25 protein-coding genes are annotated in these 26,586 nt (G+C 61.9%); 15 read left to right on the top strand and 10 right to left on the bottom strand.

All coding sequences use genetic code 11. The features are described 5' to 3' along the window. Positions 1–132 precede the first annotated feature (132 nt). Positions 133–351 (top strand): translation initiation factor IF-1, encoded by a 219-nt coding sequence (gene infA, locus B5495_RS13230; protein WP_007111068.1) that lies wholly within the window; start codon positions 133–135, stop codon positions 349–351. A gap of 91 nt (positions 352–442) precedes the next feature. On the opposite strand, the gene clpA is transcribed toward infA, so the two are convergent. The 3 genes from clpA to icd all read right to left on the bottom strand — a co-directional run bounded on the left by clpA (position 443) and on the right by icd (position 4,730). Further along, on the bottom strand, positions 443–2,719 hold the full coding sequence (clpA, locus tag B5495_RS13225; RefSeq protein ID WP_079554446.1) for an ATP-dependent Clp protease ATP-binding subunit ClpA: 2,277 nt from the start codon (positions 2,717–2,719) through the stop codon (positions 443–445). A gap of 162 nt (positions 2,720–2,881) precedes the next feature. Further along, a complete protein-coding gene (clpS, locus tag B5495_RS13220) occupies positions 2,882–3,205 on the bottom strand; it encodes an ATP-dependent Clp protease adapter ClpS (protein WP_079555102.1) in 324 nt (107 codons plus the stop codon). A gap of 253 nt (positions 3,206–3,458) precedes the next feature. After that, complete coding sequence (gene icd, locus B5495_RS13215; protein ID WP_079554444.1) at positions 3,459–4,730, bottom strand: NADP-dependent isocitrate dehydrogenase; 1,272 nt, start codon at positions 4,728–4,730, stop codon at positions 3,459–3,461. A gap of 193 nt (positions 4,731–4,923) precedes the next feature. Here icd and B5495_RS13210 point away from each other — a divergent pair, with 193 nt between their 5' ends. The 8 genes from B5495_RS13210 (at position 4,924) to B5495_RS13175 (ending at position 12,986) form a co-directional block, all read left to right on the top strand. Next, positions 4,924–5,529, top strand: a complete 606-nt coding sequence (locus tag B5495_RS13210; protein WP_079554442.1) for a pseudouridine synthase — start codon at positions 4,924–4,926, stop codon at positions 5,527–5,529. Beyond that, the gene (locus B5495_RS13205) at positions 5,526–5,993 is read left to right on the top strand and encodes an NUDIX domain-containing protein (protein ID WP_079554440.1); all 468 of its coding nucleotides are present in this window, start codon (positions 5,526–5,528) and stop codon (positions 5,991–5,993) included. Before B5495_RS13210 ends, B5495_RS13205 begins: the two co-directional genes overlap by 4 nt. A 93-nt stretch (positions 5,994–6,086) precedes the next feature. Further along, entirely contained in the window at positions 6,087–7,214 is a 1,128-nt protein-coding gene (gene mnmA / locus B5495_RS13200; protein WP_079554438.1) for a tRNA 2-thiouridine(34) synthase MnmA, read from the top strand. Next, entirely contained in the window at positions 7,211–7,852 is a 642-nt protein-coding gene (hflD, locus tag B5495_RS13195) for a high frequency lysogenization protein HflD (protein WP_079554436.1), read from the top strand. Before mnmA ends, hflD begins: the two co-directional genes overlap by 4 nt. 52 nt (positions 7,853–7,904) lie before the next feature. Then, on the top strand, positions 7,905–9,290 hold the full coding sequence (gene purB / locus B5495_RS13190) for an adenylosuccinate lyase (RefSeq protein WP_079554434.1): 1,386 nt from the start codon (positions 7,905–7,907) through the stop codon (positions 9,288–9,290). Between the two features lie 29 nt (positions 9,291–9,319). Continuing rightward, on the top strand, positions 9,320–10,495 hold the full coding sequence (locus B5495_RS13185) for a cupin domain-containing protein (protein ID WP_079554432.1): 1,176 nt from the start codon (positions 9,320–9,322) through the stop codon (positions 10,493–10,495). Between the two features lie 227 nt (positions 10,496–10,722). Then, positions 10,723–12,321: an isocitrate lyase gene (locus tag B5495_RS13180; protein ID WP_079554431.1), complete on the top strand. Its 1,599-nt coding sequence runs from the start codon at positions 10,723–10,725 to the stop codon at positions 12,319–12,321. Between the two features lie 191 nt (positions 12,322–12,512). Next, positions 12,513–12,986: an outer membrane lipoprotein gene (locus B5495_RS13175; protein ID WP_079554429.1), complete on the top strand. Its 474-nt coding sequence runs from the start codon at positions 12,513–12,515 to the stop codon at positions 12,984–12,986. Positions 12,987–13,112: 126 nt separating this feature from the next. Here the strand turns inward: B5495_RS13175 and B5495_RS13170 are convergent, their stop codons facing one another. Then, positions 13,113–13,391: a hypothetical protein gene (locus B5495_RS13170; protein WP_079554427.1), complete on the bottom strand. Its 279-nt coding sequence runs from the start codon at positions 13,389–13,391 to the stop codon at positions 13,113–13,115. Between the two features lie 197 nt (positions 13,392–13,588). Here B5495_RS13170 and B5495_RS13165 point away from each other — a divergent pair, with 197 nt between their 5' ends. Then, positions 13,589–14,089, top strand: a complete 501-nt coding sequence (locus tag B5495_RS13165) for an FKBP-type peptidyl-prolyl cis-trans isomerase (RefSeq protein ID WP_079554425.1) — start codon at positions 13,589–13,591, stop codon at positions 14,087–14,089. A gap of 94 nt (positions 14,090–14,183) precedes the next feature. Here B5495_RS13165 and B5495_RS13160 read toward each other — a convergent pair whose 3' ends face one another. The 4 genes from B5495_RS13160 to B5495_RS13145 all read right to left on the bottom strand — a co-directional run bounded on the left by B5495_RS13160 (position 14,184) and on the right by B5495_RS13145 (position 18,614). Next, complete coding sequence (locus tag B5495_RS13160) at positions 14,184–15,368, bottom strand: MFS transporter (protein WP_079554423.1); 1,185 nt, start codon at positions 15,366–15,368, stop codon at positions 14,184–14,186. A gap of 24 nt (positions 15,369–15,392) precedes the next feature. Further along, positions 15,393–16,022 carry a C40 family peptidase gene (locus tag B5495_RS13155; protein WP_079554421.1) on the bottom strand — a complete coding sequence of 210 codons (630 nt, stop codon included), beginning with the start codon at positions 16,020–16,022 and terminating at the stop codon, positions 15,393–15,395. 121 nt (positions 16,023–16,143) lie between these two features. After that, a complete protein-coding gene (locus B5495_RS13150) occupies positions 16,144–18,171 on the bottom strand; it encodes a DUF1266 domain-containing protein (protein ID WP_231897196.1) in 2,028 nt (675 codons plus the stop codon). Between the two features lie 206 nt (positions 18,172–18,377). After that, a complete protein-coding gene (locus B5495_RS13145) occupies positions 18,378–18,614 on the bottom strand; it encodes a GlsB/YeaQ/YmgE family stress response membrane protein (protein ID WP_079554417.1) in 237 nt (78 codons plus the stop codon). Positions 18,615–18,737: 123 nt separating this feature from the next. Between B5495_RS13145 and B5495_RS13140 the strand changes: the two genes are divergently transcribed. From B5495_RS13140 to B5495_RS13120, 5 genes are all read left to right on the top strand, one after another. After that, positions 18,738–19,604, top strand: a complete 867-nt coding sequence (locus tag B5495_RS13140) for a D-hexose-6-phosphate mutarotase (protein WP_079554415.1) — start codon at positions 18,738–18,740, stop codon at positions 19,602–19,604. A gap of 93 nt (positions 19,605–19,697) precedes the next feature. Continuing rightward, positions 19,698–19,895 carry a hypothetical protein gene (locus B5495_RS13135; protein WP_079554413.1) on the top strand — a complete coding sequence of 66 codons (198 nt, stop codon included), beginning with the start codon at positions 19,698–19,700 and terminating at the stop codon, positions 19,893–19,895. A gap of 12 nt (positions 19,896–19,907) precedes the next feature. Continuing rightward, positions 19,908–21,311, top strand: coding sequence for a YcjX family GTP-binding protein (locus tag B5495_RS13130; protein ID WP_079554411.1), 1,404 nt, complete (start codon positions 19,908–19,910; stop codon positions 21,309–21,311). Then, entirely contained in the window at positions 21,308–22,354 is a 1,047-nt protein-coding gene (locus B5495_RS13125; RefSeq protein ID WP_079554409.1) for a YcjF family protein, read from the top strand. Before B5495_RS13130 ends, B5495_RS13125 begins: the two co-directional genes overlap by 4 nt. Positions 22,355–22,459: 105 nt before the next feature. After that, positions 22,460–24,400: an exoribonuclease II gene (locus B5495_RS13120; RefSeq protein ID WP_079554407.1), complete on the top strand. Its 1,941-nt coding sequence runs from the start codon at positions 22,460–22,462 to the stop codon at positions 24,398–24,400. A 93-nt stretch (positions 24,401–24,493) separates the two neighbouring features. On the opposite strand, the gene sucD is transcribed toward B5495_RS13120, so the two are convergent. Then, positions 24,494–25,366, bottom strand: a complete 873-nt coding sequence (sucD, locus tag B5495_RS13115; RefSeq protein ID WP_079554405.1) for a succinate--CoA ligase subunit alpha — start codon at positions 25,364–25,366, stop codon at positions 24,494–24,496. Beyond that, positions 25,366–26,532, bottom strand: a complete 1,167-nt coding sequence (gene sucC, locus B5495_RS13110) for an ADP-forming succinate--CoA ligase subunit beta (RefSeq protein WP_079554403.1) — start codon at positions 26,530–26,532, stop codon at positions 25,366–25,368. The genes sucD and sucC overlap by 1 nt, the downstream gene beginning before the upstream one ends. Positions 26,533–26,586: the final 54 nt, after the last annotated feature.

Raw genomic sequence — 26,586 nt, 5'->3', positions numbered from 1 at the left:
CTTGACGCCAGCCTTGCGGCACAATATAGCGCGATTTCATCGCCCGGGCGACGCAACACTCGGGCGGGTTATCCCCTATCATGGGGATTATGCGTGACACCCATTATCATGACTCAGTGAGGAACGGCCTATATGGCACGTGAAGATCATATTGAAATGGAAGGCGTCATTGTTGACACCCTTCCCAACACCATGTTCCGTGTGGAGCTCGAAAACGGCCACGTGGTCACCGCCCACATCTCGGGCAAAATGCGCAAGAACTACATCCGCATCCTGACCGGCGACAAGGTCAAGGTTGAGCTGACCCCGTACGACCTGTCCAAAGGCCGTATCGTGTATCGCTCGCGCTAAACCAGCAGGCATCAGATACAGCAACGCCCCGTCGATGACAGGGCGCTTTGCATGCTGCGTGGGTTAAGGTAAAAGCCGGCATCGCGCCCCGTCAGGGCGCATCCGCCATCTCTGCCTCCATCGCCAGGTTCAGCTCTCCGTTTTCCAGGCTCACGTGAACCGTGCCGCCCTGCTCGGCCAGCTCGCCGAAAAGAATCATCTCGGCCAGCGGCTTTTTGAGTTTTTCCTGAATCAGGCGCGCCATCGGGCGGGCGCCCATGTCCGGGTCGTAGCCCTCTTCGGCCAGCCAGTTGCGTGCGTCGTCTTCCACATCCAGCTGCACCCGCTTTTCATCCAGCTGTGCCTGAAGTTCGATGAGGAACTTGTCCACCACGTTGCGTACCACTTCAGTGGGCAGCGAGCTGAACTGAATGATGCCGTCCAGACGGTTACGAAACTCCGGCGAGAACGTGCGGCGAATTACTTCCATGGCGTCGGTCGTGTGATCCTGGGACTGAAAACCGATCGAGCGGCGCGAGGCAAGCTCGGCACCGGCGTTGGAGGTCATGATCACGATGACGTGGCGGAAATCCGCTTCGCGGCCGTTGTTGTCGGTCAGCCGGCCGTGATCCATCACCTGCAGCAGCAGGTTGAAGACTTCCGGGTGCGCCTTTTCGATTTCATCGAGCAGCAGCACGCAGTGCGGCTGCTTGGTGATGGCTTCGGTCATAAGCCCACCCTGCTCGTAGCCGACGTAGCCCGGAGGCGCACCGATCAGCCGCGACACCGTGTGGCGCTCCATGTACTCGGACATGTCAAAGCGCACCAGCTCGATACCCATGACATGCGAGAGTTGGCGCGCCACTTCGGTTTTACCTACCCCGGTGGGGCCGGCAAACAGAAAGCTGCCCACGGGCTTATCCGGCGACTTCAGCCCCGCACGGGAAAGTTTGATGGCCGCCGACAGGCTATCAATGGCGTCATCCTGGCCGAAGACCAGCATTTTCAGGTCGCGGTCCAGATTGGCCAACAGCTTGCGGTCGGAGCTTGAAACGCTCTTCGGCGGAATCCGCGCGATAGAGGCCACCACGGCCTCGACTTGTTCCACGTCGATGGTATCCAGGCGCACTTCCGGCGGCAGCAAGCGCTGGTGCGCGCCGGCTTCGTCGATCACGTCAATCGCCTTGTCCGGCAGATAGCGGTCATTGATGTAGCGATCTGCCAGCCTTGCTGCGGTTTCCATGGCGGCGTCGGTGTAGGTCAGCTCGTGGTGCTCTTCAAAGCGCGAACGCAGCCCCTTGAGAATCTTGATGGTGTCGTCCACCGAGGGGGCCAGCACGTCGACTTTTTGAAAGCGCCGGGCCAGCGCGCGGTCTTTTTCGAAAATACCGCGAAACTCCTGAAACGTCGTCGAGCCAATACAGCGCAGCTCACCCGAGGACAACAGCGGCTTGAGCAGGTTGGAGGCGTCCATCACCCCGCCCGACGCCGCACCGGCGCCGATGACGGTATGAATTTCGTCGATGAACAAAATTGCTTTGGGCTGCTTTTTAAGCTCGGCCAACAGCCCCTTGAGCCGCTTTTCAAAGTCGCCGCGGTACTTGGTACCGGCCAGCAGTGCGCCCATATCCAGCGAATAAACCACCGCATCGGCAATCACGTCGGGCACGTCTTCTTCCACGATGCGCTTGGCCAGCCCCTCGGCAACCGCCGTTTTACCTACGCCGGCTTCACCCACCAGCAGCGGGTTGTTCTTGCGCCGGCGTGCCAGAATCTGCACCACTCGTTCAAGCTCGTGGTCACGCCCGATCAGCGGATCAATTTTACCCAGCCGCGCCTGCTCGTTGAGGTTGGTGGCGTAGCCGGTCAGCGGGTGCGCTGCGCCATCGCCGGGACTTTCTTCGGCGTCTTCCGCTTCATGGGTCGACGGTGACGGCGATGTGCCGTGCCCCGCCACCTTGGAAATGCCGTGGGCGATGTAGTTGACCGCATCGACCCGGGCGACATTCTGCTGCTTGAGGAAGTAGACCGCCTGGCTCTCCTGCTCGGAAAAAATGGCCACCAGCACGTTAGCCCCGGTGACTTCATTCTTGCCCGACGACTGCACGTGGAATACGGCACGCTGCAATACGCGCTGAAAGCCCAGCGTCGGCTGGGTTTCACGCTCGCCTTGCCCTTCAGGGATCAGCGGCGTAGTCGAGTTGATGAAATCCTGCAGGTCAGCCCGCAGCTTGTCCAGGTTAGCCCCACACGCTTTGAGCACGTCGACTGCGGCGGCGTTATCCAGAAGCGCCAACAGCAGGTGCTCAACGGTCATGAACTCGTGGCGCTTGGAACGTGCCACGGTAAAAGCCGTGTTCAGGGTCATTTCAAGTTCTTTGCTCAGCATGGCAGTCCCCTTCTTCGCTACTCCCACCCAGGGCGTATCGCCACTTAGGGCTGGCGTCAGATCAATTTCATCAACCGGCACTCTCAACATCGGGCACAAAACACGCACTTGCAAGCCTTGCTGCCAAGTTTCTTCTCAATGTTTACTGCCGGCTCGTGTCGTCTAATCGGCCGCTTCGATATCGCACAACAACGGATGCTCGCATTCCCGGGCATATTCGCTGACCTGATAGCTCTTGGTTTCGGCGATATCCCGAGTAAACACGCCGCAGGTCGCTTTGCCCTGGGTGTGAACGGCTAGCATCACCTGTACGGCGGCTTCACTCTCCAGATGGAAAAACTCCTGCAGCACTTCCACGACAAAATCCATCGGCGTGTAGTCGTCGTTATGTAAGACCACCTTGTACATGGGTGGCTTGGCAAGCTCAGGGTCGGCGGGTGCGACCGCCAGATCTTCATCGGTGTCCGGCGATGCCGGGTGTGTCATCCCCGCTTGCGGCGGGCTGACCGTGTGTTGTTTCAGCATAGGCAACAAGTGGAATCATTTACGCTAGACCAAGGTGTCATGCCTGACGTGTTATGCCAAACATTGGACGCCCTGGTTCCGCAAGGGTTCAGAGCCTTGAGGCTCGGCGTTTAAAAACACCTCTAAAATAGCACAGCGCCCGCGCCGGGCGGGCATGCCGGCATAAAAAAGCCCCGCCCGCGGCGGCGCGGACGGGGCTTTTCAGGCACGACACTTACATGTTGTCAGCAACGGCCTGTCCAAACTCAGAGCACTTGAGCAGCACCGCGTTTTCCATCTGGCGATGGAAGTCGTACGTCACCTCGCCTTTGGCAATGGCTTTTTCCATGCCTTTGAGCACCAGATCAGCGGCCTCAACCCAGCCCATATAACGCAGCATCATCTCGGCGGAAAGAATCAGCGAGCCCGGGTTGACCTTATCCTGTCCGGCGTACTTGGGTGCTGTGCCGTGGGTGGCTTCGAACATGGCAACCGCATCGGAAATGTTGGCCCCCGGCGCAATGCCGATACCGCCAACCTCAGCCGCCAGCGCATCGGAGATATAGTCACCGTTGAGGTTGAGCGTGGCGATGACGTCGTACTCCGCCGGACGCAGCAGAATCTGCTGCAGCATAGCGTCGGCAATCACGTCCTTGATGACGATGTCTTTGCCGGTGTTGGGGTTTTTCATGGTCATCCACGGGCCGCCGTCGAGCAGCTCAGCGCCAAACTCATCGCGGGCAAGCTCATAGCCCCAGTCTTTAAAGGCGCCTTCGGTGAACTTCATGATGTTGCCCTTATGCACCAGCGTCAGCGACTCGCGATCGTTGTCGATAGTGTACTGCAACGCCTGGCGCACCAGCCGTTTGGTACCCTCGATGGATACCGGCTTGACGCCGATACCGCAGTTTTCCGGGAAGCGGATATTGGTGACGCCCATTTCCTCGCGCAGAAACTTGATGACTTTATCGGCATCTGGCGAGCCGGCCTGCCACTCGATGCCGGCATAAATGTCTTCGGAGTTCTCACGGAAAATGACCATGTCCACGTCGGCGGGCTGTTTCACCGGGCTGGGTACGCCTTCAAACCAGCGCACCGGGCGCTGGCACACGTACAGGTCAAGCTTCTGGCGCAGCGCCACGTTGAGCGAACGAATGCCGCCGCCCACCGGCGTAGTTAGCGGGCCTTTGATCGAGACCACGTAATCTGTGACCGCCCTGAGGGTTTCCTCGGGCAGCCAGGTATCGGCATCGTAAACGTGCGTGGCTTTTTCGCCGGCGTACACTTCCATCCAGTGGATCTTGCGCTTGCCGCCGTAAGCTTTGGCCACCGCCGCATCAATGGCAATTTTCATCGCCGGGGTCACATCTGCGCCGATGCCGTCGCCTTCGATGAACGGAATAATCGGCTCGTTGGGAACGTTCAGCGTGTCGTCGGCGTTAACGGTGATTTGGCTGCCGCCTTCTGGGATAACGATATGCTGAAAATCCGCGTTGGTAGAACCCATGAAGAACTCCCTTGTCTGGTCTGCTCGATGGAGCGAACAGGTCTGTTCGATGAGACGCCGAGTGTAGCACCGTCGTTCTCCAGCCGAGTAGCCTTGACGGCGCGAACCGGCCTAAAGTCGAGTATGCTGTTATTTTACTTTTATGACCGCGACGTTTTACCTATCACCCACCGCAAGTGATGCTAACGCTGCCATGAGCCGACTCTACCTGTTACACAAACCTTACCGCGTGCTCAGCCAGTTTCGGGACGACCAGGGGCGCGCGACGCTGGGCGACTACCTGCACGTCAAGGATATTTACCCCGCAGGCCGGCTGGACTACGACTCCGAAGGCCTGCTGCTGCTGACCGACGACGGCGCACTGATTCATCGCATTGCGCACCCGCGCCACAAGCAGCCCAAAACCTACTGGGCACAGGTGGAAGGCCACATCAACGACGCCGCTCTTCAGGCGCTGCGCCAAGGCATTACGTTAACCGACGGTCCCACGCGGCCGGCCAAGGCCCAGCGCATAGCGCCGCCCGCTATTGCCCAGCGCACACCGCCGATTGACCCCAAACGCCATCCACGTACCAGCTGGCTTGAGCTTATTATCAGCGAAGGCCGCAACCGCCAGGTACGGCGCATGACCGCCCATGTCGGCCTTCCTACCCTGCGCTTGATTCGCGCTGCCGTGGGCCCCTGGTGGCTTGATCCGTTAGCCCCCGGCGAATGGCGCAGCGAAACCCTGCACGCCCCGCGCCCGCCAAGCCGGCCCGCAAAATCGCCCGGGCGCGGCCGCCGGAGAAAACCCCGATGACCTCGCGCGCTCAACCGTCTCAACAACCGCACATACGGGCTACCGTGGCCTGCGTTATCCAGCGGGGTGGCCGCTACCTGATGGTCGAAGAAGACCGCGGCGGCCCGAGAACGCTGTTTAACCAGCCGGCCGGCCACATCGAGGCCGGCGAAGGCCCTATCGCTGCCATCCGGCGCGAAGTCGCCGAAGAAACCGCCTGGGAGGTGTCCCTTGACGGCTACTTGGGGCTTTACGTTTTCAAGCTCAACGGGCTGACCTTTCACAGCCACGGCTTTATCGCCGCACCGGCGCACTTTCTTGACACGCCACTGGATGACGACATCCAGGCTGCCCACTGGCTGACGCTTGACGAGATCAAAGCGCTTGACGCCGCCGGGCGGATGCGCAGCCCACTGGTACTGCCACGCATTGATGATGCCCGCGCCGGGCGCGTGTTTTCGCTGGACGTAATTCACGAACGCTAGCCCGCGCGGCAGCGTTCAGGTTTGACTCGAAGCACCGCCAGCGCTTGGTGTATACTCGCGGCCTATCTGTCGCTATTTCAATTGAGGATGCCCATGACATCCACCCAAGGCAAAGTGATCGTCGGCATGTCCGGCGGCGTCGATTCTTCCGTCTCGGCTGTGCTCCTGCTCGAACAGGGGTACGACGTCGAGGGCCTGTTCATGAAGAACTGGGACGAAGACGACGGTACCGAATACTGCACCGCCAAAGACGACCTGGCGGATGCCGAAGCCGTGTGTCAGAAAATCGGCATCAAGCTGCATACGGCCAACTTTGCCGCGGAATACTGGGACAACGTTTTCGAGCATTTCCTCGCCGAATACAAGGCCGGACGCACGCCGAATCCGGACATCCTGTGTAACCGCGAAATCAAGTTCAAAGTCTTTATCGACTACGCCGAGATGCTCGGCGCCGACAAGATCGCCACCGGGCACTATGTACGCCAGGCCACTCAGGCCCAGGGCGAAGACGTCTCCCGCCCGCGGCTGTTGAAGGGCTTGGATGCCAACAAGGATCAAAGCTACTTTCTGCACGCCGTGCCCGAGGCGGCGATTGCCCGCACGCTGTTTCCCGTGGGCGAGCTGGAAAAGCCCGCGGTACGCGAGCTGGCCGAAAAACACGGACTGGTCACCGCGCGCAAAAAGGATTCCACCGGCATCTGCTTTATCGGCGAGCGACGCTTCAGCGATTTTTTACAACAGTACCTACCCGCCCAGCCCGGCACCATCGAAACGCCCGACGGCGACGTTATCGGCGAGCACATGGGGCTAATGTATTACACCCTGGGCCAACGTCAGGGGTTGGGCATCGGCGGGCTGGTCAATTACCCGGAAGACCCTTGGTACGTGGCGCACAAAGATCTTGAGCGCAACGTACTGGTGGCCGTTCAGGGCAAGCATCACTCGCTGTTGTATAGCGACGCGCTGGCCACCGAGCCGATGGAATGGGTCTCCGGTCACGCGCCCACGCATCAGGGGCGCTTTCGCGCCAAGACCCGCTACCGCCAGGACGACCGCCCGTGCACGCTGGCCACCCAGGCCGACGGCAGCGTTGTAGTGCAGTTTGATCAACCCCAGCGCTCCGTCACCCCTGGCCAATCGTTGGTGATCTACGATGGCGACATTTGCCTGGGCGGCGGTGTCATTCGCGATACCTGGAATGCCCAAGAGGTGGCCGCATGAATAACGCCACGCCGATTCACCGCGCCCCGGATGATCCGGCCTGCCGCCAAGCGCTGGCGCTTGCCGGCGTCTTTCAGGCGGCAAGCCTGGTCGACGAGCTGGCGCGCAACGGCCAGACCGACCCGCGCGCCTGGGAAACGCTGATTCAAGCCACCGTCAACACTAATCCGGAAAGCTTTGAAGCCATTTACGGCGGCCACCCCAACAACCTGCGCCAAGGGCTCGACATGCTTGAGGCGCTAGTGGGGCGCAAGCAAGCCAATCCGGTGGTGATGCGCTACGGGTTTTCGCTGGTACTGCTGATGAGCAAGCTGCGCCGCGACACCGCCATGCTCGACTCGCTGGGCCAATCACTGGAGCGCATACAGCGCCAGGCCGGGCACTTCGGCGCCACCCACGAAAACGTCGTGGGTGGCTTGGGTGACACCTACCAGCAAACCCTCTCCACGTTCAAACACCGCATTGTGGTGCAGGGCGACCCCACCATGCTGCAAAGCCCCATGATGCCCGAGCGCGTACGCGCCTGCCTGCTTGCCGGCGTGCGTTTCGCGCTGCTGTGGCACCAGCAAGGCGGGCGCCGCTGGAAGCTGATTTTTCAACGCAACGCCCTGCGCCGCGCTCTGGACGATTTGCGTTAGCCCGCAAGCCCCGTGCTTGCGCCTGTCATGACGACCGACCTGGAATGAGACCATGCAACTTTCTGCTCTGACTGCCCTTTCTCCCGTTGATGGCCGCTACGGCGCCAAGACCGCCGCGCTGCGCGAGCACTTTAGCGAGTTTGGCCTGATTCGCGCCCGCGTCATCGTCGAGGTCCGCTGGCTGCAGCGTCTGGCAGGCCAGGGGCAGATCGTTGAAGTGCCGCCGCTGTCGGCCGACGCCGTCGCCTTTCTCGAAGCGCTGATTCGCGATTTCTCAATCGACGATGCCGATCGTGTCAAGACCATCGAGCGCACGACCAACCACGACGTCAAAGCGGTGGAATACTTCCTCAAGGAAAAAATCGCCGACCAGCCCGAGCTCAACGCGGTCAGCGAATTTATCCACTTTGCCTGCACCTCCGAAGACATCAACAACCTCGCCTACGGCGTGATGCTGGCCGACGGCCTCAAGGCGCTGCTGCCCACCCTGCACGAAGTGGTCGACAACGTCGCCCAGCTGGCCGCCGAGCACGCCGGCCAGCCGATGCTGGCGCGCACCCACGGCCAAACCGCCAGCCCCACCACGCTGGGCAAGGAAATGGCCAACGTGGCCTACCGCCTGAGGCGCCAGCTCAAACAAATTGAGCGCGTTAACATTCTGGGCAAGATCAACGGTGCCGTAGGCAACTACAACGCGCACTTCACCACCTATCCGGACATCGACTGGCAGGCCAACGCGCAGACCTTTGTCGAAGGGCTGGGGCTGACGTTCAATCCCTATACCACTCAGATCGAGCCCCACGACTACATCGCTGAGCTGTTCGACGCGATCTGCCGTTTCAACACCGTGCTGCTCGACTTTGACCGCGACGTCTGGGGGTATATCTCGCTGGGCTACTTCAAGCAGAGCACCGTGGCCGGTGAAATCGGCTCGTCGACCATGCCGCACAAGGTCAACCCGATTGACTTCGAGAACTCCGAAGGCAATCTGGGGCTGGCCAACGCCGTGCTCGGCCACCTGGCACAGAAGCTGCCGCTGTCGCGCTGGCAGCGCGACCTGACCGACTCCACCGTGCTCAGAAACCTGGGCGTAGGGCTGGGTTACGCCATGATTGCCTACCAGGCCTCGCTCAAGGGCATCAGCAAGCTCGAAGCCAATCCCGAGCGGCTGAACGGCGACCTTGACGCTAGCTGGGAAGTGCTCGCCGAGCCGATCCAGACCGTCATGCGCCGCTACGGCATTGAAAAGCCCTACGAAAAACTCAAGGAGCTGACCCGAGGCAAGCGCATCGATCAGGCCGGTTTTGCCGCCTTTATTGACACTCTGGCGCTGCCCGACGATGTTAAACAGCAGCTAAAAGCGCTGACCCCGGCGCACTACACCGGCAACGCCGAGGCTCAGGCCAACGCGCTTCTCGATCAGCTGAACACGCTATAAAACCGGCGACATCGCCAAAGGATACCGCCATGAGCCATCGTGACACGCCGCTAACCCTGCTGGGCGATCTGACCCCGGCCGAGTTTATGGCCGAATACTGGCAGCAAAAGCCCCTGTTGATTCGCGGCGCCATGCCGGAGTTTTTATCCCCGATCGAGGCCGACGAGCTTGCCGGCCTCGCCTGCGAAGAAGGCGTTGAAGCGCGTCTGGTCGAAGAAAACGGCCCCGACGGCCCCTGGCAGGTGTCCCACGGCCCCTTTGACGAGGCCACCTTCGAGCGCCTGCCCGAGCGCAACTGGTCGCTGCTGGTGCAGGCCGTGGATCACTACGTGCCCTCCGTTGCGGCGCTGCTCGACGAGTTTGACTTTCTGCCGCGCTGGCGGCTGGACGACATCATGCTCAGCTATGCGCCGCCCGGCGGCAGCGTCGGCCCGCATGTGGACCAGTACGATGTCTTCCTGCTGCAGGCTGCCGGGCGCCGCCGCTGGCAGCTGGGCGGCAAAATTGCCGACGGCGCGCCCATCATCGACGGCGTTGACCTGCGCATCCTTGAGACCTTCGAGGTTGAAGCGGATTCCGACTGGGTGCTGGAACCCGGCGACATGCTCTACCTGCCGCCGGGCTGGGCGCACCACGGCGTGAGTGAAACCGACGAATGCATGACCGTGTCGGTCGGCTTTCGCGCGCCCTCCGCCGATGAAGCCGTCACCTCGTATGCCGACTATCTCGGCGAACAGCTGCCGGCCTCGCTGCGCTACAGCGACGCCGATATGGCGCCAGCAGACGTGCCCGGCGAGATCGATGACGCCGCACTTGAGCGCATGCGCCGGCTGATGCTGGAGACGCTGGATAACCCCCAGCAGATGAGCCAGTGGTTTGGCCGCGTAATGACCCAGCCCAAGTACGTCGACCAGCTGCTGCCCTATGATCCGCCGCTCGATGAAGCCGCACTCACCACACAGCTTGAGCACACCCCGCTGCACTCGGCTCCCGGGTCGCGCTTTGCCTGGCGCCGCGACGGTGACGCCATCACGCTGTTTGCCGACGGCGACGGCTATCCGTGCACGCCCGAACTTGCCAAGCGGTTGTGCCAAGGCACGCTGATCTACGCGGACGTGCTGCAGGATTTCCCCGATGCTGCAGCACTACTCACCCAGCTGGTTAATGTCGGCAGCCTGAACTTCCCGCTGGACGACGCCGACTGATATTTTCTCCGCCGGGCACCCTCTTTCGTGCCCGGCTTTTTTTATGCCCACCGACGAAACCCCGCTACGCTTTAACGGCGTTTTCTCGTCCCATGTCGTCAAGCTACAACCTGGCCTACCCCCAAGTGCCAATTGCCGCCCGCCCCGCCTTGACCGATAGTAAAGCCAGCCAGTCAGCGCAGCTTGCTGACCACCGGATTACGCTCACCTCAAGAAGGAATCAGCTCATGACGGGACTGCTCGAAGAAATCCAGGCACTGAAACACAAGCGCGATGCCCAGAACGGCAAGTGGGACAACATCAACCCGGAACACGCCGCGCGCATGCGCCGGCAAAACCGCTTCCAGACCGGCCTGGATATTGCCCGCTACACTGCCGCCATCATGCGTGACGACATGGCCGCCTACGATGCCGACAGCGCCAAATACACCCAGTCGCTGGGCTGCTGGCACGGCTTTATCGGCCAGCAGAAGATGATTTCGATCAAGAAGCACTTCAACACCACCCAACGCAGCTACCTCTATCTATCCGGCTGGATGGTCGCCGCCCTGCGCAGCGAGTTTGGCCCGCTGCCGGATCAGTCGATGCACGAAAAAACCTCGGTCGCCGACCTGATCGAAGAGCTCTACACCTTTTTGAAACAGGCCGACGCCTGGGAGCTCAATCACCTGTTCCGCGACCTTGACGCCGCGCGCGAGGCGGGCAATGACGTGCAGGAAAAGACGCTGATTCGCCAGGTCGACGAATTCGAGACCCACGTGGTACCGATCATTGCCGATATCGACGCCGGCTTTGGCAACGCCGAGGCCACTTACCTGCTGGCCAAGAAGTTTATTGAAGCCGGCGCCTGCTGCATTCAGCTGGAAAACCAGGTATCCGACGAGAAGCAGTGCGGCCACCAGGACGGCAAGGTCACCGTGCCCCACGAAGATTTTATCGCCAAAATCAACGCCGTGCGCTACGCTTTTCTGGAACTTGGCGTTGACGACGGCGTCATCGTGGCGCGCACCGACTCGCTCGGCGCCGGCCTGACGCAAAAAATCGCCGTCACCCAGGAAGCGGGCGATCTGGGCGATCAATACAATAGCTACCTCGACGGCGATACCGTGACCAACGCTGCCGATATCAGCAACGGCGACGTGGTGATCAAGCAAAACGGCGAGCTGATCAAGCCCAAACGTCTGGCCTCCGGCCTGTACCAGTTCAAGCCCGGCACCGGTGAAGACCGCGTGGTGCTCGACTGTATTACCAGCCTGCAAAATGGCGCCGACCTGCTGTGGATCGAGACCGAAAAACCCCACGTCGGCCAGATTGCTGGCATGGTCAACCGCATCCGCGAGGTATGCCCGGACGCCAAGCTGGTGTACAACAACTCGCCGTCGTTCAACTGGACGCTGAGTTTCCGCCAGCAGGTGTTTGACGTCTGGCAGGAAGACGGCAAGGACATGTCAGCCTACGAGCGCTCCGCGCTGATGGACGAAAAATACGACGCCACCGAACTTGGCCAACTCGCCGACGAATGGACGGCCAACTTCCAGCGCGATGCCGCGCGCGACGCCGGCGTCTTCCACCACCTGATCACGCTGCCGACCTACCACACCGCCGCCCTTTCCACCGACAACCTGGCCAAGGGCTACTTCGGCAAAGACGGCATGTTGGCCTACGTGGCGGGCGTACAGCGCGAAGAAATCCGCCAAGGTATCGCCACGGTCAGGCACCAGGACATGGCCGGCTCCAACATCGGCGACGATCACAAGGAGTTCTTCCACGGCGATGCCGCGCTCAAGGCCGGCGGCAAAGACAACACCATGAATCAGTTTGGCTGATGCCTTTCCTCACGCCTCTCCGCCCTTTTCAGGGCGGAGTTTTTCGCAGGTCAGGCAGTTACCCGCAGGCATGCTGCCATCGGGGGTATTAATGAACAGCGTTTCGTCATATGCTTTAGTCAATGAAGCCGTCTTGAGCGACGGGCTTTAACCGATTACGCTGCACATAAATACTGTTTGGAGGATGTGCCATGAAACGTCTGCTGCTGCTTCCCGTTGCCGCCATCAGCTTGTTTACGCTTGCCGGCTGCGTCAATACCGCCCCTTACTCGGGCGATGTGTACAGCGCCAATCAAGCCAAGGCCAGCCAGAACGTCACCTACGGCACCGTGGTTGCCATACGCCCGGTGCAAATCCAGGCCGACAGCCGCACCGGCGGCTTGCTTGGCGGCGGTTCCGGCGCGCTGATCGGCGGCCTGCTGGGCAACCAGATCGGCGGCGGTAGCGGTCGCAAGATCGCCACGGCTGCAGGCGCTATCGGCGGTGCGATGGCGGGAACGTCAGTTGAAGATCGCGCCAACCGCATCAACGCCGTAGAGCTCGAGATCCGCACCGATGCCGGCCGCGATGTGGTCGTGGTACAAAAAGCCGATCGCCAGTTCCAGCCCGGCCAGAAAGTCCGTCTGATTGGCAGCGGCTCCAACGTCAGCGTTGCGCCCTACTGATCGCCTCGTACTGATACGCTGCTGTCTATAAGCGGTGTAAGAAGAGCATAAAAAAACACCGACCCTTACGGATCGGTGTTTTTTTATTGTCTGCGCATTGTCGTACCGGTATACGCTGGGGAAACCTTACGACACCTTGTTGGTCACGACGCTTGCCACCTTGGCCACTACCAGCGCAATAATCGCCAGCAGAATCACCACGAGCAGCACGTCTACCGGGCGAACCAGCGCTGTCGCGCCCAGCACGGCAATCGCCGCGACCCAGATATAGCGGTTTTTGCCGTGGCTTTTCAGCATGGCGGTGAGCATTTTATCCACGCCCTGGCTGACGCCATCATTCCAGCGTTTATTGGCAAGGTAGAAGATCACAGCGAACGCAATGACCCAAATGACAAAAATTGTCATAGAAAGGCTCCAGAGTGTAGTAAGTCGGACGTCAAAAGCCGAACGTCAAAAATAGAGTGGCGTTAGGGTATCCTCGGTCCCGCGGCGGCGCAATAGCGCCGGGGTATCGCGGCAAGGAAAAAGCTCCTCGGCCACTGACAAGCGCCCCTTTTCCACGTTACCATTGAAGTACATGCACTCACCGTAAGGTTTTTTACATGCAAATTGCGCAAAACTCGGTCGTCGCGTTTCACTACACCCTGACCAACGATGCAGGTGAAGTGCTTGACAGCTCCGAAGGCCGCGAGCCGCTCACGTATCTGCACGGCGGCGGCAACATTATCCCGGGCCTGGAAAAAGAACTCGAAGGCCGCACGGCTGGCGAAAAACTCAACGTCAACGTATCGCCGGAAGAAGGCTACGGTGAAGTTCAGGAACAGCTGATGCAGGAAGTGCCGCGTGAATCTTTCCAGGGCGTGGAAAGCGTTGAGCCGGGCATGCAGTTCCAGGCGCAGACTGAAGGCGGCCCGCTGATGGTTACCGTCAAGAAAGTCGAAGCCGACACGGTCGTGGTTGACGGCAACCACCCGCTGGCCGGTCAGCAGCTGGCGTTTGACGTTGAAATCGCTACCGTACGCGAAGCCAGCGAAGACGAAATCGAGCACGGCCACGTTCACGGCGAAGGTGGTGTTGAGCACGAAGACGGCGTCGAGCACTAAGCTCGAAACGCCCGGCTCATGAAGCGACCCGCCTGCGGGTCGCTTTTTTTATGCCTGCACTTTTCCTGAGCCCCGGCCTGTTAGCGGCAACGGACTATTCCTGACGGCGCTCCACGCGGCGCAGCCAGACCGCAATACACAGCGTCATGCCAAACAGCAGCCACGAGCCACAGGTCACGCCCGCCCAGCCGTCCCACAGCCAAAACGGCTCCAGCCAGAACCCGCCAAGGCTAGCGCCGGTATAATAAAACACCAGATAAAGCGCCGACGCGCTGCCCCGGGCCCGCTGGGCGTTACGCCCCACCCAGCTCGAGGCCAGCGAATGCGCCAGAAAAAAGCCGAAGGCGTTAACGGTCAACCCCAGAATAATCAGCGCTAGCGATTCTGCACGGGTAATCGCTGTGCCCACCATCAGGATAACCACGCCCAGCATCATGCAGCGCGCTGCGGAAAACCGCGCGGCCAGCCGCCCGGACATCATCGAGCCCAGCGTGCCGCTCAGATAGGTCAGAAAAATCAGCCCCAGGCTACTGGCCGCCAGGCTATACGGCGCGTTCGCCAAACGAAACGTGATGTAGCTGTACTGATTGATAAACACCATGAAGTTGATGCCACCCAGCACATAGGCGCCCAGCAGCGCTGGCGTACACAGGTGTCGGTACAAATCAGCCGCGGCGGTCGATACGTGAAACGGCTTGGGCGTGAAAGATCGGCTGCGGGGCAGCAGGCGCCAGAAGACGGCGACACCGGCCAGCGTAATCGCGCCCACGGTTAAAAACGCTGCCGGCGCGCCGCCAATGTCAGCCGCGATGCCGCCGACCACCCGACCGCTGATGCCGCCTAGCGAATTGGCGCCAATATACAGCCCGACCGCCCCCAGCAGCGCCGTCTTATCAAACTCGTCGCCCATCCAGGCGATGGCCACCGCGGGCAGCCCGCCCAGCAAAAAGCCCTGCAGCAGCCGTAGCGTCAACAGGGTGGCGAAGTTGGGGGCAAAGGCCAGTGCAAGAGAGACGCTGCCGGCCAACAGCAGGCTATAACGCATGATGCTTTCGCGCCCGATAGCATCAGACAGCGGCCCGAACACCAGCAGTGATCCGGCCAGCGAAAGCGTCGCGGCCGACATCACGAAACTGACCGCCAGGGTCGATATGCCGTAAGCCTGCTGCAGATCAGGCAGCAGCGGCTGGGGCACGTAAAGGTTGATGAAGACGAGAAAAGAGCCCAGGCACAGTGCCAGCGTCGCGCGCCACCAGGCGCGGGTCTTGAGCGTAATCATGCCGCTTGGCGGCTAGCGAGCGCGCTAGAGCACACGGCTTAGCTGCGCCATTTGCGGGCTTTCAAGGGTACGACGCGACTGCCAGTAATAGCGCTGCCAGTAGGTATTATCCAGCTGCGAAATAGTCACCCCTTTTGAGGAAGAAGCATGCAGAAAATAGCCTTCCCCCACGTAAATGCCGACATGCCGATTGCCCGGCGGGCGGAAGAACACCAGATCGCCGGCGCGCAGATCCTGGCGGTCAATCGCATGGCCTTTGGTGACCAGCCCGCGTGTAGTGCGCGGCAGGGTAATGTCAAACGTATCCAGATAGACATTTTGCACCAGCGCCGAACAGTCAACGCCGCGCTGGGTGGTGCCGCCCAGCCGGTACGGCGTGCCCGACCAGCGTTCATGCTGCTCAAGCAGCGCGCGACGAATGACCAGCGGCGCCGGATTTTTCAGCCGTGACAGATCGTTGACCGGATTATTCGCTGGCGACATCATGCTACCGCCGCTGTTGGACATGCCCGGCAGCGTCATGGCGAAGTAGTCGTCGGGCGGATCTGCCTTGTCACGCGGCGCGTTACCCGCGCAGCCGGCCAGCAGGATGATAAGCGCCAGCGCGCAGATTCCACGGGTGCCCTGGATAATACTGGGTGGCACGGCAGCCATACGATAGACCTCGTAAAACAGTAAAAAACGCCCCGCAGCGGTAGCAGACTTCTCCGACAATATAACCAGGGCAGCTGTGATCATTCTTACTATAAGCGATAGTCACGGGGGCTTGCGAGGCTCAATGCAGAGTTCGCCTATCTCCCGGGAGCGTATCAATGTGCAACGGTGCAAAGTGGCGCGGCTTACTGCCGGGAAAATCCAGGCTGGCCCAGGCGCCGGCCAGCACCGGCGCGCCGCAGCGCCAGGCCACCAGCGCGTGGCGCAACCCGGCGAGAAAGCTCTCGCGCTCGTCGGTTTCGCCCATGAAAAACGAAAACCCGGCGTACATGCCTTCCGCATAGGCCTGCCAACCGGCGTAGTGTTTTTCGGCCAGCGCATAGGCACGTTCCAGAATACGCGCGAGCTGCGCCGGTTCCAGCCAGCCCAGCTCGCGCCCGGCAATGGCGAGATCTACCGTCTGGGCAATGTCCCAGGCGGCCATATCGAGCTCGTTACAGTCGTCTTCGTTATCGCGTACCCGCTCAAGGCGCAGCAGATGGTTACGCTCCTCGGCCTCGCTTTCGCCGGTTTGCAAAATGGCGATTTCAGCGTCGAGGCGCTCGCGGTTCAGCGTATAGGGCGCGTAGTTGATCTGATATTCCTGCCGATCCCCGGCCTCCAGCATGTAGTCGATAAAACTACGCAATTCGTCAGCGCCCAACAGCTGGTAATGGCCTTCCACCCACCCTCTGATGGCCTCGCGTTCGCGCGCGCTTTCCGGCTGTGGTTGGCTCCAGGCGGCACTGTTCAGCGGGCCCACCAGCGCCATGGCGGTAAAGTGACGCAACGACGGCCGCTCGGCCGGTTCGCGCCACTCACCGGGGTGCCAGTCAAGCCAGTGAAACACGCTGCCGGGATCCTTCAGGTGCCAGGCAATATCGGACGTGAGCGAGGCCTGCTCAGGCTCGGGCAGGCAGCGCTCCCACGCCAGCCAGGCCTCCAGCAGCCGCGTGGGAGTGGCATAAAAATGGCACAGGCAGCTTTTCAGCGCTTCGCCCTGGGTTAGCAGTGAACCTTCATCGAACAGCCGGCTGTCCATGGCCGTTTGCCAATAAAAGGCAAATTTTTCGGCCATATGAATGGTGGCCGCGTGACGACCGGCCTGCTTGAGCCACCCGCGCTGCACCAGCGCCTCCCGCGAGGGCCGGCCAAAGACAGTCTGCGAGGGAACATGAATACCGTGCGCCGCGTCAGCTGCCATCTGGTTAAGATGGTGTGCTTCGGCCGGCAGCCAATAGCGGGCCAGCACCTCGGCGCCTTCATCGGCGTGCATGTCCAGCACGTCTTCGAGATAACGTGCCGCTTCCATACGACGCGCTTCCGGCACTGGCGCCAGCGGCTCGCGCTGTCGCAGCATCAGCTCGGGCTCGCGGATACCGGCAATCGCCTGTAGCCAGTGCTGCGGCGTACTGCGATACGCCCGTAGCGCGGTCCGGGACGCCTCGCGAATAGCCGGCTCAGATAGCGCCACCAGCCGTTCTTGCCACGTATTCGCGTCCCGCCACGGATTTTCGGTCGCCTCACCGGGACACTCAGCACGGCAATCAACGCCGTTAAACAGGCTGAATCCGCGCAGATAGGCGCTTAGCATCTCGCTCCAGCCGGCATAACGGATTTGCAGCAGCTCGGCCGCGTGAGCCGCGAAGTGGTCGGCTTCGGTATCGCTGAGATAGCCACCGCACGCCCCCGCCCAGGCAAGTTCCGCCAGCCGTAGCCAGTCCCACGCCGCCCATTCAAGCGGCTCGCCGGTGGCCACCCAGCCGGGCAGCAGTGCAGCGAAGGGGGCGTCATCCACTGGGGTTTCCTGCTCCCACTGGCGCCGCCGGGCCACGGTCATGGCCTTGAGCTCGGCGGCATCGATATCCCAGCGCTGGCGCTCGCCCTGCGCGGCAAGCCACAGCATGGCGTCAATCAGCGTGTCGCGGGACTCAATCTGCCATGCCTGAGCGAGCCACTGCCCGGCGTCAGGCCAGCAGCCCTCGCGCGGGCTGGCAATACCCAGCCGTGCCAGGCGTTCGTTCGCCCCGGCTGATAGCAAATGAGAGCCGATACCTCCGCCACAAAGTTCAAGCTGCTGTTCCCACCAGGCATGTAACGCGTCGACCAAAAGATTCCCCTTACTGCACCCACGAATACACCCAAGAGCCCGCCAGAGCGGCCGGCACGAAAGGCACATAGTGTAACGGGGCGCAGGGTATAACGGAAAGCACGATTGAGGCCTATATCTGAACGCCATCGCCCGGCCATTGGCCGGGCGATGGTTTCTTCAGGCGTATGGCGCATTCATCAGTGCCTTGTGGCTAACGTTTTGTGTTATCGCACTTTACTGACCACCCAGAGCAAGGCGACAGCCCCCACCACCGCGGTGACCAGCGAGCCGATAAAACCACCTGCATGAAGCCCGAGCAAGCCAAACAAAAAGCCACCGATAACGGCACCGACGATCCCGATACCGATGTTGGCCAGGATGCCAAAACCGCCGCCGCGCATGATGTTGCCCGCAATCCAGCCGGCAAGACCACCAATAATCAACCACGCAATAAATCCCATGGGCGCACCTCTTTTACTATTGTCGAAAGGATCAAGGTCAAGATGAACACGTAGCGTGCTTGTTTTACCATAGCAGACCGCATTAAGGTGCCGTCCACAATCTTTACAGACCAGGACGCCTTGATGATTCCCGACTCGCTCCGCCAGCAGCTTGACGCCACCGACGACCAGCAGACCGTCACCTGGGAGGGGCGCGAACTGGTGCTGTTCAATCAGCCCTGGGGGCAGCTCGCCATCGCGCTCACTGGCGCCCAGGTGGTGCACTTCCAACCGGCAGACGATCAGGACTGGCTATGGTTGACGCCCACGCCGGCCAGCGCGCCGGCAGCACTACGTGGCGGCATACCGCTGTGCTGGCCGTGGTTTGCCGACGAGCGCTACGCCGATGAAAGCCCCAACCGCCAGGGCCCCTTTCACGGCCCGGCACGGCTGGCGCTCTGGCGGCTTGACGGCGTGGACGAACACGAAGAAGGCATTGAGGTGCACCTCTCACCGGAGGAGCCACTACACAGCCAGCTGAACGCCCGCGTGGTCATTCAGGCCAACGCCCGGCGCCTGCACGTGGAGCTGATCAGCGAAAACACCGGCGAGGCACCGGTCAAGACCAGCGCTGCCCTGCACAGCTATCTGGCCGTTGGCGACGCCTTTCAATGCCGACTTGAAGGCCTGACCGGCGCACGCTATCTGGATAAGCGCCGCGACTTTGCCGAAGGCGAGCAGCAGGGCACGCTTGCCGTGCGCGGCCCGATCGACCGTATCTACCACAGCAACGCCGCCGTCACCCTGACCGACGGGGAGCACCAGCTGCGTGTGGCCAAGCATCAGAGCGATTCCACCGTGGTCTGGCATCCGGGCGAGGCGCTGAGCGATACCAGCGCGGCCGCTACGCGCGGCTTTCTCTGCGTGGAAGCGGCCAATACCCGGCTTGACCCGGTGTGGCTGGTGCCCGGCGCCCAGCATCTGCTCGGCACCACGCTGAGCCGCGCCTAGGCTTCTACACGCGCCGCCTGTTACATTCACAACGGTACACGGCAGCGTATTGCGCTGCCTGCCAACATACGGTTCACCGGTCAGGAACACTGCATGAATTTTTCGCTTGTGATTGAAGCGTTTTCCATGGTTTTTAATCTCGTCGGCATGGTGCTGGGCATTGGTGGGCTGTTGCTGGCTCAGCGTACGGGCCGCCGCTGGCCGGGCTACGGCATCACCGCGCTGGGCTTTGTGATTGCCACGTTGCCGGTGTCGTATCAGCTGTTTGCCACGCTGCTCAAGAGCGGCTAAGAGACCCTGCCCATGCCAACGCCCCCCGTTCACGAAACCCTTGGCCGCGAGCTTGGCAACCTGCTCGAGCGCGGCCGCGACCGCCAGCTGCGCCTCGCCGTTACCGGCCTTTCCCAGGCGGGTAAAACGGCGTTTCTGACCTCGCTGGTCAACCAGCTGCGCCATGCCGGCGTAGAAGCCCGGCTCGACCTGCTGCCCGCCGCCCGCGATGGCCGCCTGCTCGGTGCCAAACGCCTGAATCAGCCGGATCTGGGCGTGCCGCGCTTTCCCTATGACCCGGCCATGCAGGCGCTGGGCGAGTCGCCGCCGCGCTGGCCCGCGCCCACCCGCGGCATCAGCGAGCTGCGCCTTGAGCTGCGCTATCGGCCGGCGCGCAGTGGCTGGTTTCGCGCGCCCACCTCGCACCTGACGCTGGATCTGTTTGACTACCCCGGCGAGTGGCTGCTGGATTTACCCCTGCTCGGCCACGATTACTACAGCTGGTGCCAGACCCGCCCCTACGCTCAGGGCGCCAAGCGTCAGGAAATATTTGCCGAGTGGTTGACCGCCGCCGAGCGGCTGGACCCGGCCGCAGACGCCAACGAGGCGGTGTTGGCCGAGCTTGCCGAGGCCTACGCCAAGGGGCTTAGGCGCGCCAAACAGCTGGGGTTCTCGCACCTGCAGCCGGGGCGTTTTTTGCTGCCCGGCGAGCTTGACGGCGCGCCGGTGCTGCAGTTTTTCCCCTTGCCCAATCTCAGCCAGACGCAAGCAGAACTCGACGCGCTGCCCGACACCAGCGTTTACGCCACCCTGGTGGCGCGCTTTCGCTACTATCAAAAGCAGGTGGTACAGCCGTTTTATCGCGAGCACTTCCGCCGTTTTGACCGCCAGATTGTGCTGGTCGACGTGCTCGGCGCGCTGAACGCCGGCCCCGAACGCTTCGAGGATTTATCGCTGGCGCTGGGCGAGCTGATGCAAAGCTTTAGCTACGGCAGCCGCAACCTGCTCAACCGCCTGTTTGCCCCGCGCATCGACCGGCTGGCGATTGCCGCCACCAAGGCCGATCACGTCACCCCCGACCAGCACGACAACGTCGTGGCGCTGCTGAACGCGCTATTAAAGGAGCCGCTCAAGGAGCTGCGCTTTGCCAACGTGCCGGTGAAAGCGCTGTCGCTGGCTTCCATTCGCGCCACCCAGTCGCGCGAAGTTAGCCAGGGCAAAGAGCGTCTGCCTGCGCTGCGCGGCACCACGCTCGAAGGCGAAGACGTGCTGGTGTATCCCGGCGACGTGCCCGCCACGCTGCCCGACAATGCCTTCTGGCAGCGCCAGGGGTTTGATTTTCCCGGCTTTCGCCCGATGCCTGCGGCGTCAGGCGCGCTGCCGCACATCCGCATGGACGCCGCCATCGACTGGCTGATCGGAGATAAACTGACATGACCTCGCCCAAGCCGCGCCGGCACTTTCATCTCAATGGCGATGCCGTAGCAGAACCGCTCATCGGCGACGATACACCGCTGCGCCGCGCACACCGCTTTGACGCCACGGCGCGGGAAGAAACGCCCGTGGACGACGCCGCCAGCCGCCAGGCACTACCCGAGCAAAGCCTCGGCGCACCGCGCAAGCGCCGCTGGGGACTTTTGTTTGTGCTGGCCGGCAGTGCTGCCCTGGGCACCGCCGAGTTTGTCACCGGCCTGCCCGACGCCTTTGCCAGCGCCCGCTGGCTGGACGCCGCCTGGCAGGTATTTGGTCTTACCCTGATCGGCCTTGGCGGCGCCGCCATGCTCCGTGAGCTGGCGCGGTTAAAGCGGCTGAAACGCCACGACAAGCTGCGCGAAGCGCTGGCGGACCTGCCCCACCGCTCACCCAAACAGGCGCGCACGCTAGCCGACCGGCTGCAAACCCAGCTCAAACTCAGCGACGACGACCCGCACTGGGTGGCCTTTCAGCATGCCCGCGAGCCGCATCACAGCGGGCAGGATACGCTGACGCTGCTAAACCACCATCTGCTTGGCCCCCGCGACCGCGAGGCCCAGCGGCTGATCTCGCGCATGTGCGGTGAAACCGCAGTGATGGTCGCCGTCAGCCCGCTAACGCTGGTGGATATGGCGCTGGTCGCCTGGCGCAACATCGCCATGGTTGACCGCCTGTGCCGGCTTTACGGGCTGGAACTGGGCTATGCCAGCCGCCTGCGCCTGTTTAAAACCGTGCTGCACAATATGGCCTTTGCCGGCGCCAGCGAGCTGGCCACCGATGCCGGCATGGACATGCTCTCGCTGGACATGACCGGCCGGATGTCTGCCCGCGCCGGCCAGGGGCTCGCCGTAGGCCTGTTAAGCGCCAGACTCGGGCTGCGCGCGCTGCGCCTGTGCCGCCCGTTGGCCTTTGCCCCCAACGAGCAGCCCACCCTGGGCGACCTGCGCCGCGATTTATGGCAGCAGTTGCGCCGGCTCGACGCCAAACCCCGGGATCGCGACGAATAGCCGACGCGCCATTCAGGCGCCGTTTGAGCAATCTTTGGCGGCGCAATTGGCGCCACTGCCCCGAACCCGTATAGTGGCAGCCTACCTTTCAACCGATTGAGCCTCATGTTGCAGAACAACTCCATGCTTGCCCAGCTCAAGCAGAATATGCATGACACCACGCCGCGCGCCGAAGGACTGGTCAAAGGCACCGACCGCGGCTTCGGCTTTCTGGAAACCGACGACGGCGAGTCTTATTTCATTCCGCCGCCCGCGATGAAGCAGGTGATTCACGGCGATCGCGTAGAGGCCGTGATTCACCAAAACGGCGACAAGCAGTCCGTCGAGCCGGAAACGCTCATTGAGCAGGGGCTTGACCGCTTTGTCGCCCGCGTACAAAAGCGCGAAGGTCGTCTGGCCGTGGTGCCCGATCACCCCTCGATCCGTAACGTGATCAAGGCGCGCATCAAGCGCAGCATCGACGAAGACAGCATCGCCGACGGCGACTGGATCGTCGCGCGGCTGGTGCGCCACCCGCTGAAAAAAGACGATCGCAGCTTTTACGCCCAGATCGAAGAGCTGGTAGCCAAGAGCGATAACCCGGCCGTGCCGTGGCGCGTCACGCTTGCGCGTCACGCGCTGGAGCAGGAATGCCCGGACGCCGGCAGCGACTGGCCGCTGCACGAAGAAGGCCTTGAGCGCGAAGACCTGACCGCGACGCCCTTCTTCACCATCGACGGCGAATCCACCCGCGACATGGACGATGCCCTGCACGTCACCGCGCGGGAAGACGGCGGCTGGCGCATGAGCGTCGCCATTGCCGACCCCACCGCCTATGTCGATGAAAGCCACGCCGCCGACATGGAAGCGCGGGTGCGCGCCTTTACGGTGTATCTGCCGGGACAGAACGTGACCATGCTGCCCGAGCAGCTGGCTGACGACCTGTGCTCGCTGCTTGAAGGCCAGAACCGCCCGGTGCTGGCGTGCACGCTGGACGTTAACGCCGACGGCAGCCTGGGCGACTACCGCTTCTTTGCCGCCGAGGCGGTCTCCCACGCGCGGCTTTCCTACGACAAGGTTTCCGACTGGATCGAGAATCAGGGCGACTGGGCACCGGCCGATGACATCGCCCCGCAGCTGACCGCTCTGCGCGACCTGACCGAGGCCCGCACGGCCTGGCGCGAAGCCCATGCGCTGGTGTTCAAAGGCAGCCCCGACTTCGTCTTCAAGCTCGACCCGGCCGGCAACGTGCTGGCTATCGAGGTCGAGGAACGGCGCATTGCCAACCGCATGATCGAAGAGTCGATGATTGCCTCCAACGCCTGCTGTGCGGATTTTCTGGCCGCGAACGTTGGCCACGGCATCTTCAACGTGCACCGCGCCTTTGAGCCGGAAAAAATCGAAGACGCCCAGGAATTTCTGGCCACTCAGGACATCAACGTCGATGCCGAAGCGCTGCTCGAGCTGCCGCGCTACAAGGAACTCAAGCGCGAGCTTGAAGACCGCGACGACGCCTGGCTTGACGTGCGCCTGCGCCGCTTCCAGGGCTTTACCCGGATGTCCGCGCTGCCCGGCCCGCACTTTGGCCTGGGGCTTGCCGCTTACGCCACCTGGACGTCGCCCATCCGTAAATACGGCGACATGGTCAACCACCGCCTGATCAAGCACGTGCTCAAGGGCGAGCAGACGCCGCCCGAGGCCAGCGAAGCGCTGACCGACCAGCTGACCGAACGCCGGCGCCTGAACCGCATGGCCGAGCGCGACGTCAAGGACTGGCTCTACGTGCGCTACCTGACCCCGGCGGCCGAAAGCCAGAAGGCCTTTGACGCCGACGTCATCGCCGTCAACCGCGGCGGCATGCGTGTACGCCTGAGCGAAAACGGCGCCACCGCCTTTGTACCCGCGCCGCTGATGCACAGCGACCGCAGCAAGGTAGTGATCGACGACAAGGAAGGCCGTATCCAGATTGAAGGCGAAGAACGCTTCAAGCTCGGCGATGCCGTGCGCGTTGATCTGGTCGAAGCCCGCGAAGAAACTCGCTCGCTGGTGGCACGCCCCACCGCTTAACGGCTTCATTCGCAACGAAAACGCCCAGACCATGAAATGGCCTGGGCGTTTTTTTATGCGCCGCGTACGGCAGCTAATCGGATGTCGTCGAGCTTACCAGCCGGTAACGGCCTTCAGCGCGTCGCCGATTTCGGCAAGCGAACGCACGGTTTTGACACCGGCATCTTCCAGCGCCGCGAATTTTTCATCCGCGGTGCCCTTGCCGCCGGCGATAATCGCCCCGGCATGGCCCATGCGCTTGCCCGGAGGAGCAGTCACGCCGGCAATATACGAGACCACCGGCTTGGAGACGTTGGCCTTGATGTAGGCCGCCGCTTCTTCTTCCGCCGTGCCGCCGATTTCACCGATCATGACGATGGCTTCGGTTTTCGGGTCATTTTCAAACAGCTCAAGCATATCGATAAAGCTGGAGCCCGGAATCGGATCGCCGCCAATACCCACGCAGGTCGACTGGCCGAAACCGTGGTCGGTGGTCTGTTTGACCGCCTCGTAGGTCAGCGTGCCCGAACGCGAGATGATTCCGACCTTGCCCGGCTGGTGAATGTGGCCCGGCATGATGCCGATCTTGCATTCACCCGGGGTAATCACCCCCGGGCAGTTGGGGCCAATCAGGCGCACGCCCAAGGTATCGCACGCCACCTTGGCGTCGAGCATATCCAGCGTCGGAATGCCTTCGGTAATGCATACGATCAGCTTGAGGCCGGCGTTGGCCGCTTCAATGATCGAATCCTTGCAGAACGGTGCGGGCACATAAATCACGCTGGCTTCAGCGCCGGTTTTTTGTACCGCTTCTTTCACCGTGTTGAACACCGGCAGTCCCAGGTGCTCCTGGCCGCCTTTGCCCGGCGTTACGCCGCCGACCATTTGCGTGCCGTAGGCAATCGCCTGCTCGGAATGAAACGTGCCCTGGCCGCCGGTAAACCCCTGGCAGATGACCTTGGTGTTCTTGTCGATCAGGATACTCATTATTTGCCCTCCGCCGCGTTGACGACCTGCTCTGCCGCGTCGGTCAGGCTGGTAGCCGCGATAATGTTCAGCCCGCTTGCCGCCAGCTTCTCGGTGCCCAGTTCGGCGTTGTTGCCTTCCAGACGCACCACCACCGGCACGTTGACACCGACCTGCTCAACCGCACCGATAATGCCTTCGGCGATCATGTCGCAGCGCACGATACCGCCAAAGATGTTGACCAGTACCGCCTTGACGTTATCGTCAGACAGTATGATCTTGAACGCCTCGGCCACGCGCTCCTTGGTGGCACCGCCGCCGACGTCAAGGAAGTTGGCCGGCTTGCCGCCGTTCAGGTTGACGATATCCATGGTACCCATGGCGAGGCCAGCACCGTTGACCATGCAGCCGATATTGCCGTCAAGCGCGACGTAGTTCAGCTCCCACTTGGCCGCATCGGCTTCGCGCTCGTCTTCCTGAGACGGGTCGCGCATGGCCTGCAGATCCGGATGGCGGTACAGGGCATTGCCATCCAGATTGATCTTGGCATCCAGGCAGTGAAGATTGCCCTCACCGGTAACCACCAGCGGGTTGATCTCTAAAAGCGCCAGATCCTTGTCGTGAAACAGTTTCGCCAGCCCCAGGAAAATCTTGGTGAACTGCTTGATCTGCGCCCCTTCAAGCCCCAGCCCGAAAGCCAGCTCGCGCGCCTGATACGGCTGCGCGCCGACCAGCGGATCAATCTCGGCCTTGAGGATCTTTTCCGGCGTTTCTTCCGCGACCTTCTCGATCTCTACGCCGCCTTCGGTCGAGGCCATGAATACCACTCGGCGCGTGGTGCGATCCACTACCGCGCCCAGATACAGCTCGGAGGCGATATCGGTGCAGCTTTCCACCAGAATCCGGGACACCGGCTGGCCGTCGGCATCGGTCTGGAAGGTCACCAGGTTTTTGCCCAGCCACTGCTCGGCAAAGGCTTTGGCCTCGTCCGTGCTTTTCACCAGCTTGACGCCGCCGGCCTTACCCCGGCCACCGGCGTGCACCTGGGCCTTGACGACCCACATGTCGCCGCCGATTTTCTTGCAAGCGTCTACGGTGTCTTCCGGGGTATCCACGGCAAAGTTCTTGGACACCGGCAGGCCATAGTCGGCAAACAGCTGTTTGCCTTGATACTCGTGAAGGTTCATCGCTTCATGCCATTGGTTGCATGTGACTCGAACGATGGGCGACGCTCGCCCCCC

The organism is Vreelandella subglaciescola (assembly GCF_900142895.1).
GTDB classification, from domain to species: Bacteria; Pseudomonadota; Gammaproteobacteria; order Pseudomonadales; family Halomonadaceae; genus Vreelandella; species Vreelandella subglaciescola.
This window is presented reverse-complemented; position numbering and strand designations above follow the sequence as displayed.

Coding starts and splice junctions, on each gene's coding strand:
- infA (WP_007111068.1), top strand. CDS start 133: ATGGCACGTGAAGATCATATTGAAATGGAAGGCGTCATTGTTGACACC.
- clpA (WP_079554446.1), bottom strand. CDS start 2,719: ATGCTGAGCAAAGAACTTGAAATGACCCTGAACACGGCTTTTACCGTG.
- clpS (WP_079555102.1), bottom strand. CDS start 3,205: ATGACACACCCGGCATCGCCGGACACCGATGAAGATCTGGCGGTCGCA.
- icd (WP_079554444.1), bottom strand. CDS start 4,730: ATGGGTTCTACCAACGCGGATTTTCAGCATATCGTTATCCCAGAAGGC.
- B5495_RS13210 (WP_079554442.1), top strand. CDS start 4,924: ATGAGCCGACTCTACCTGTTACACAAACCTTACCGCGTGCTCAGCCAG.
- B5495_RS13205 (WP_079554440.1), top strand. CDS start 5,526: ATGACCTCGCGCGCTCAACCGTCTCAACAACCGCACATACGGGCTACC.
- mnmA (WP_079554438.1), top strand. CDS start 6,087: ATGACATCCACCCAAGGCAAAGTGATCGTCGGCATGTCCGGCGGCGTC.
- hflD (WP_079554436.1), top strand. CDS start 7,211: ATGAATAACGCCACGCCGATTCACCGCGCCCCGGATGATCCGGCCTGC.
- purB (WP_079554434.1), top strand. CDS start 7,905: ATGCAACTTTCTGCTCTGACTGCCCTTTCTCCCGTTGATGGCCGCTAC.
- B5495_RS13185 (WP_079554432.1), top strand. CDS start 9,320: ATGAGCCATCGTGACACGCCGCTAACCCTGCTGGGCGATCTGACCCCG.
- B5495_RS13180 (WP_079554431.1), top strand. CDS start 10,723: ATGACGGGACTGCTCGAAGAAATCCAGGCACTGAAACACAAGCGCGAT.
- B5495_RS13175 (WP_079554429.1), top strand. CDS start 12,513: ATGAAACGTCTGCTGCTGCTTCCCGTTGCCGCCATCAGCTTGTTTACG.
- B5495_RS13170 (WP_079554427.1), bottom strand. CDS start 13,391: ATGACAATTTTTGTCATTTGGGTCATTGCGTTCGCTGTGATCTTCTAC.
- B5495_RS13165 (WP_079554425.1), top strand. CDS start 13,589: ATGCAAATTGCGCAAAACTCGGTCGTCGCGTTTCACTACACCCTGACC.
- B5495_RS13160 (WP_079554423.1), bottom strand. CDS start 15,368: ATGATTACGCTCAAGACCCGCGCCTGGTGGCGCGCGACGCTGGCACTG.
- B5495_RS13155 (WP_079554421.1), bottom strand. CDS start 16,022: ATGGCTGCCGTGCCACCCAGTATTATCCAGGGCACCCGTGGAATCTGC.
- B5495_RS13145 (WP_079554417.1), bottom strand. CDS start 18,614: ATGGGATTTATTGCGTGGTTGATTATTGGTGGTCTTGCCGGCTGGATT.
- B5495_RS13140 (WP_079554415.1), top strand. CDS start 18,738: ATGATTCCCGACTCGCTCCGCCAGCAGCTTGACGCCACCGACGACCAG.
- B5495_RS13135 (WP_079554413.1), top strand. CDS start 19,698: ATGAATTTTTCGCTTGTGATTGAAGCGTTTTCCATGGTTTTTAATCTC.
- B5495_RS13130 (WP_079554411.1), top strand. CDS start 19,908: ATGCCAACGCCCCCCGTTCACGAAACCCTTGGCCGCGAGCTTGGCAAC.
- B5495_RS13125 (WP_079554409.1), top strand. CDS start 21,308: ATGACCTCGCCCAAGCCGCGCCGGCACTTTCATCTCAATGGCGATGCC.
- B5495_RS13120 (WP_079554407.1), top strand. CDS start 22,460: ATGTTGCAGAACAACTCCATGCTTGCCCAGCTCAAGCAGAATATGCAT.
- sucD (WP_079554405.1), bottom strand. CDS start 25,366: ATGAGTATCCTGATCGACAAGAACACCAAGGTCATCTGCCAGGGGTTT.
- sucC (WP_079554403.1), bottom strand. CDS start 26,532: ATGAACCTTCACGAGTATCAAGGCAAACAGCTGTTTGCCGACTATGGC.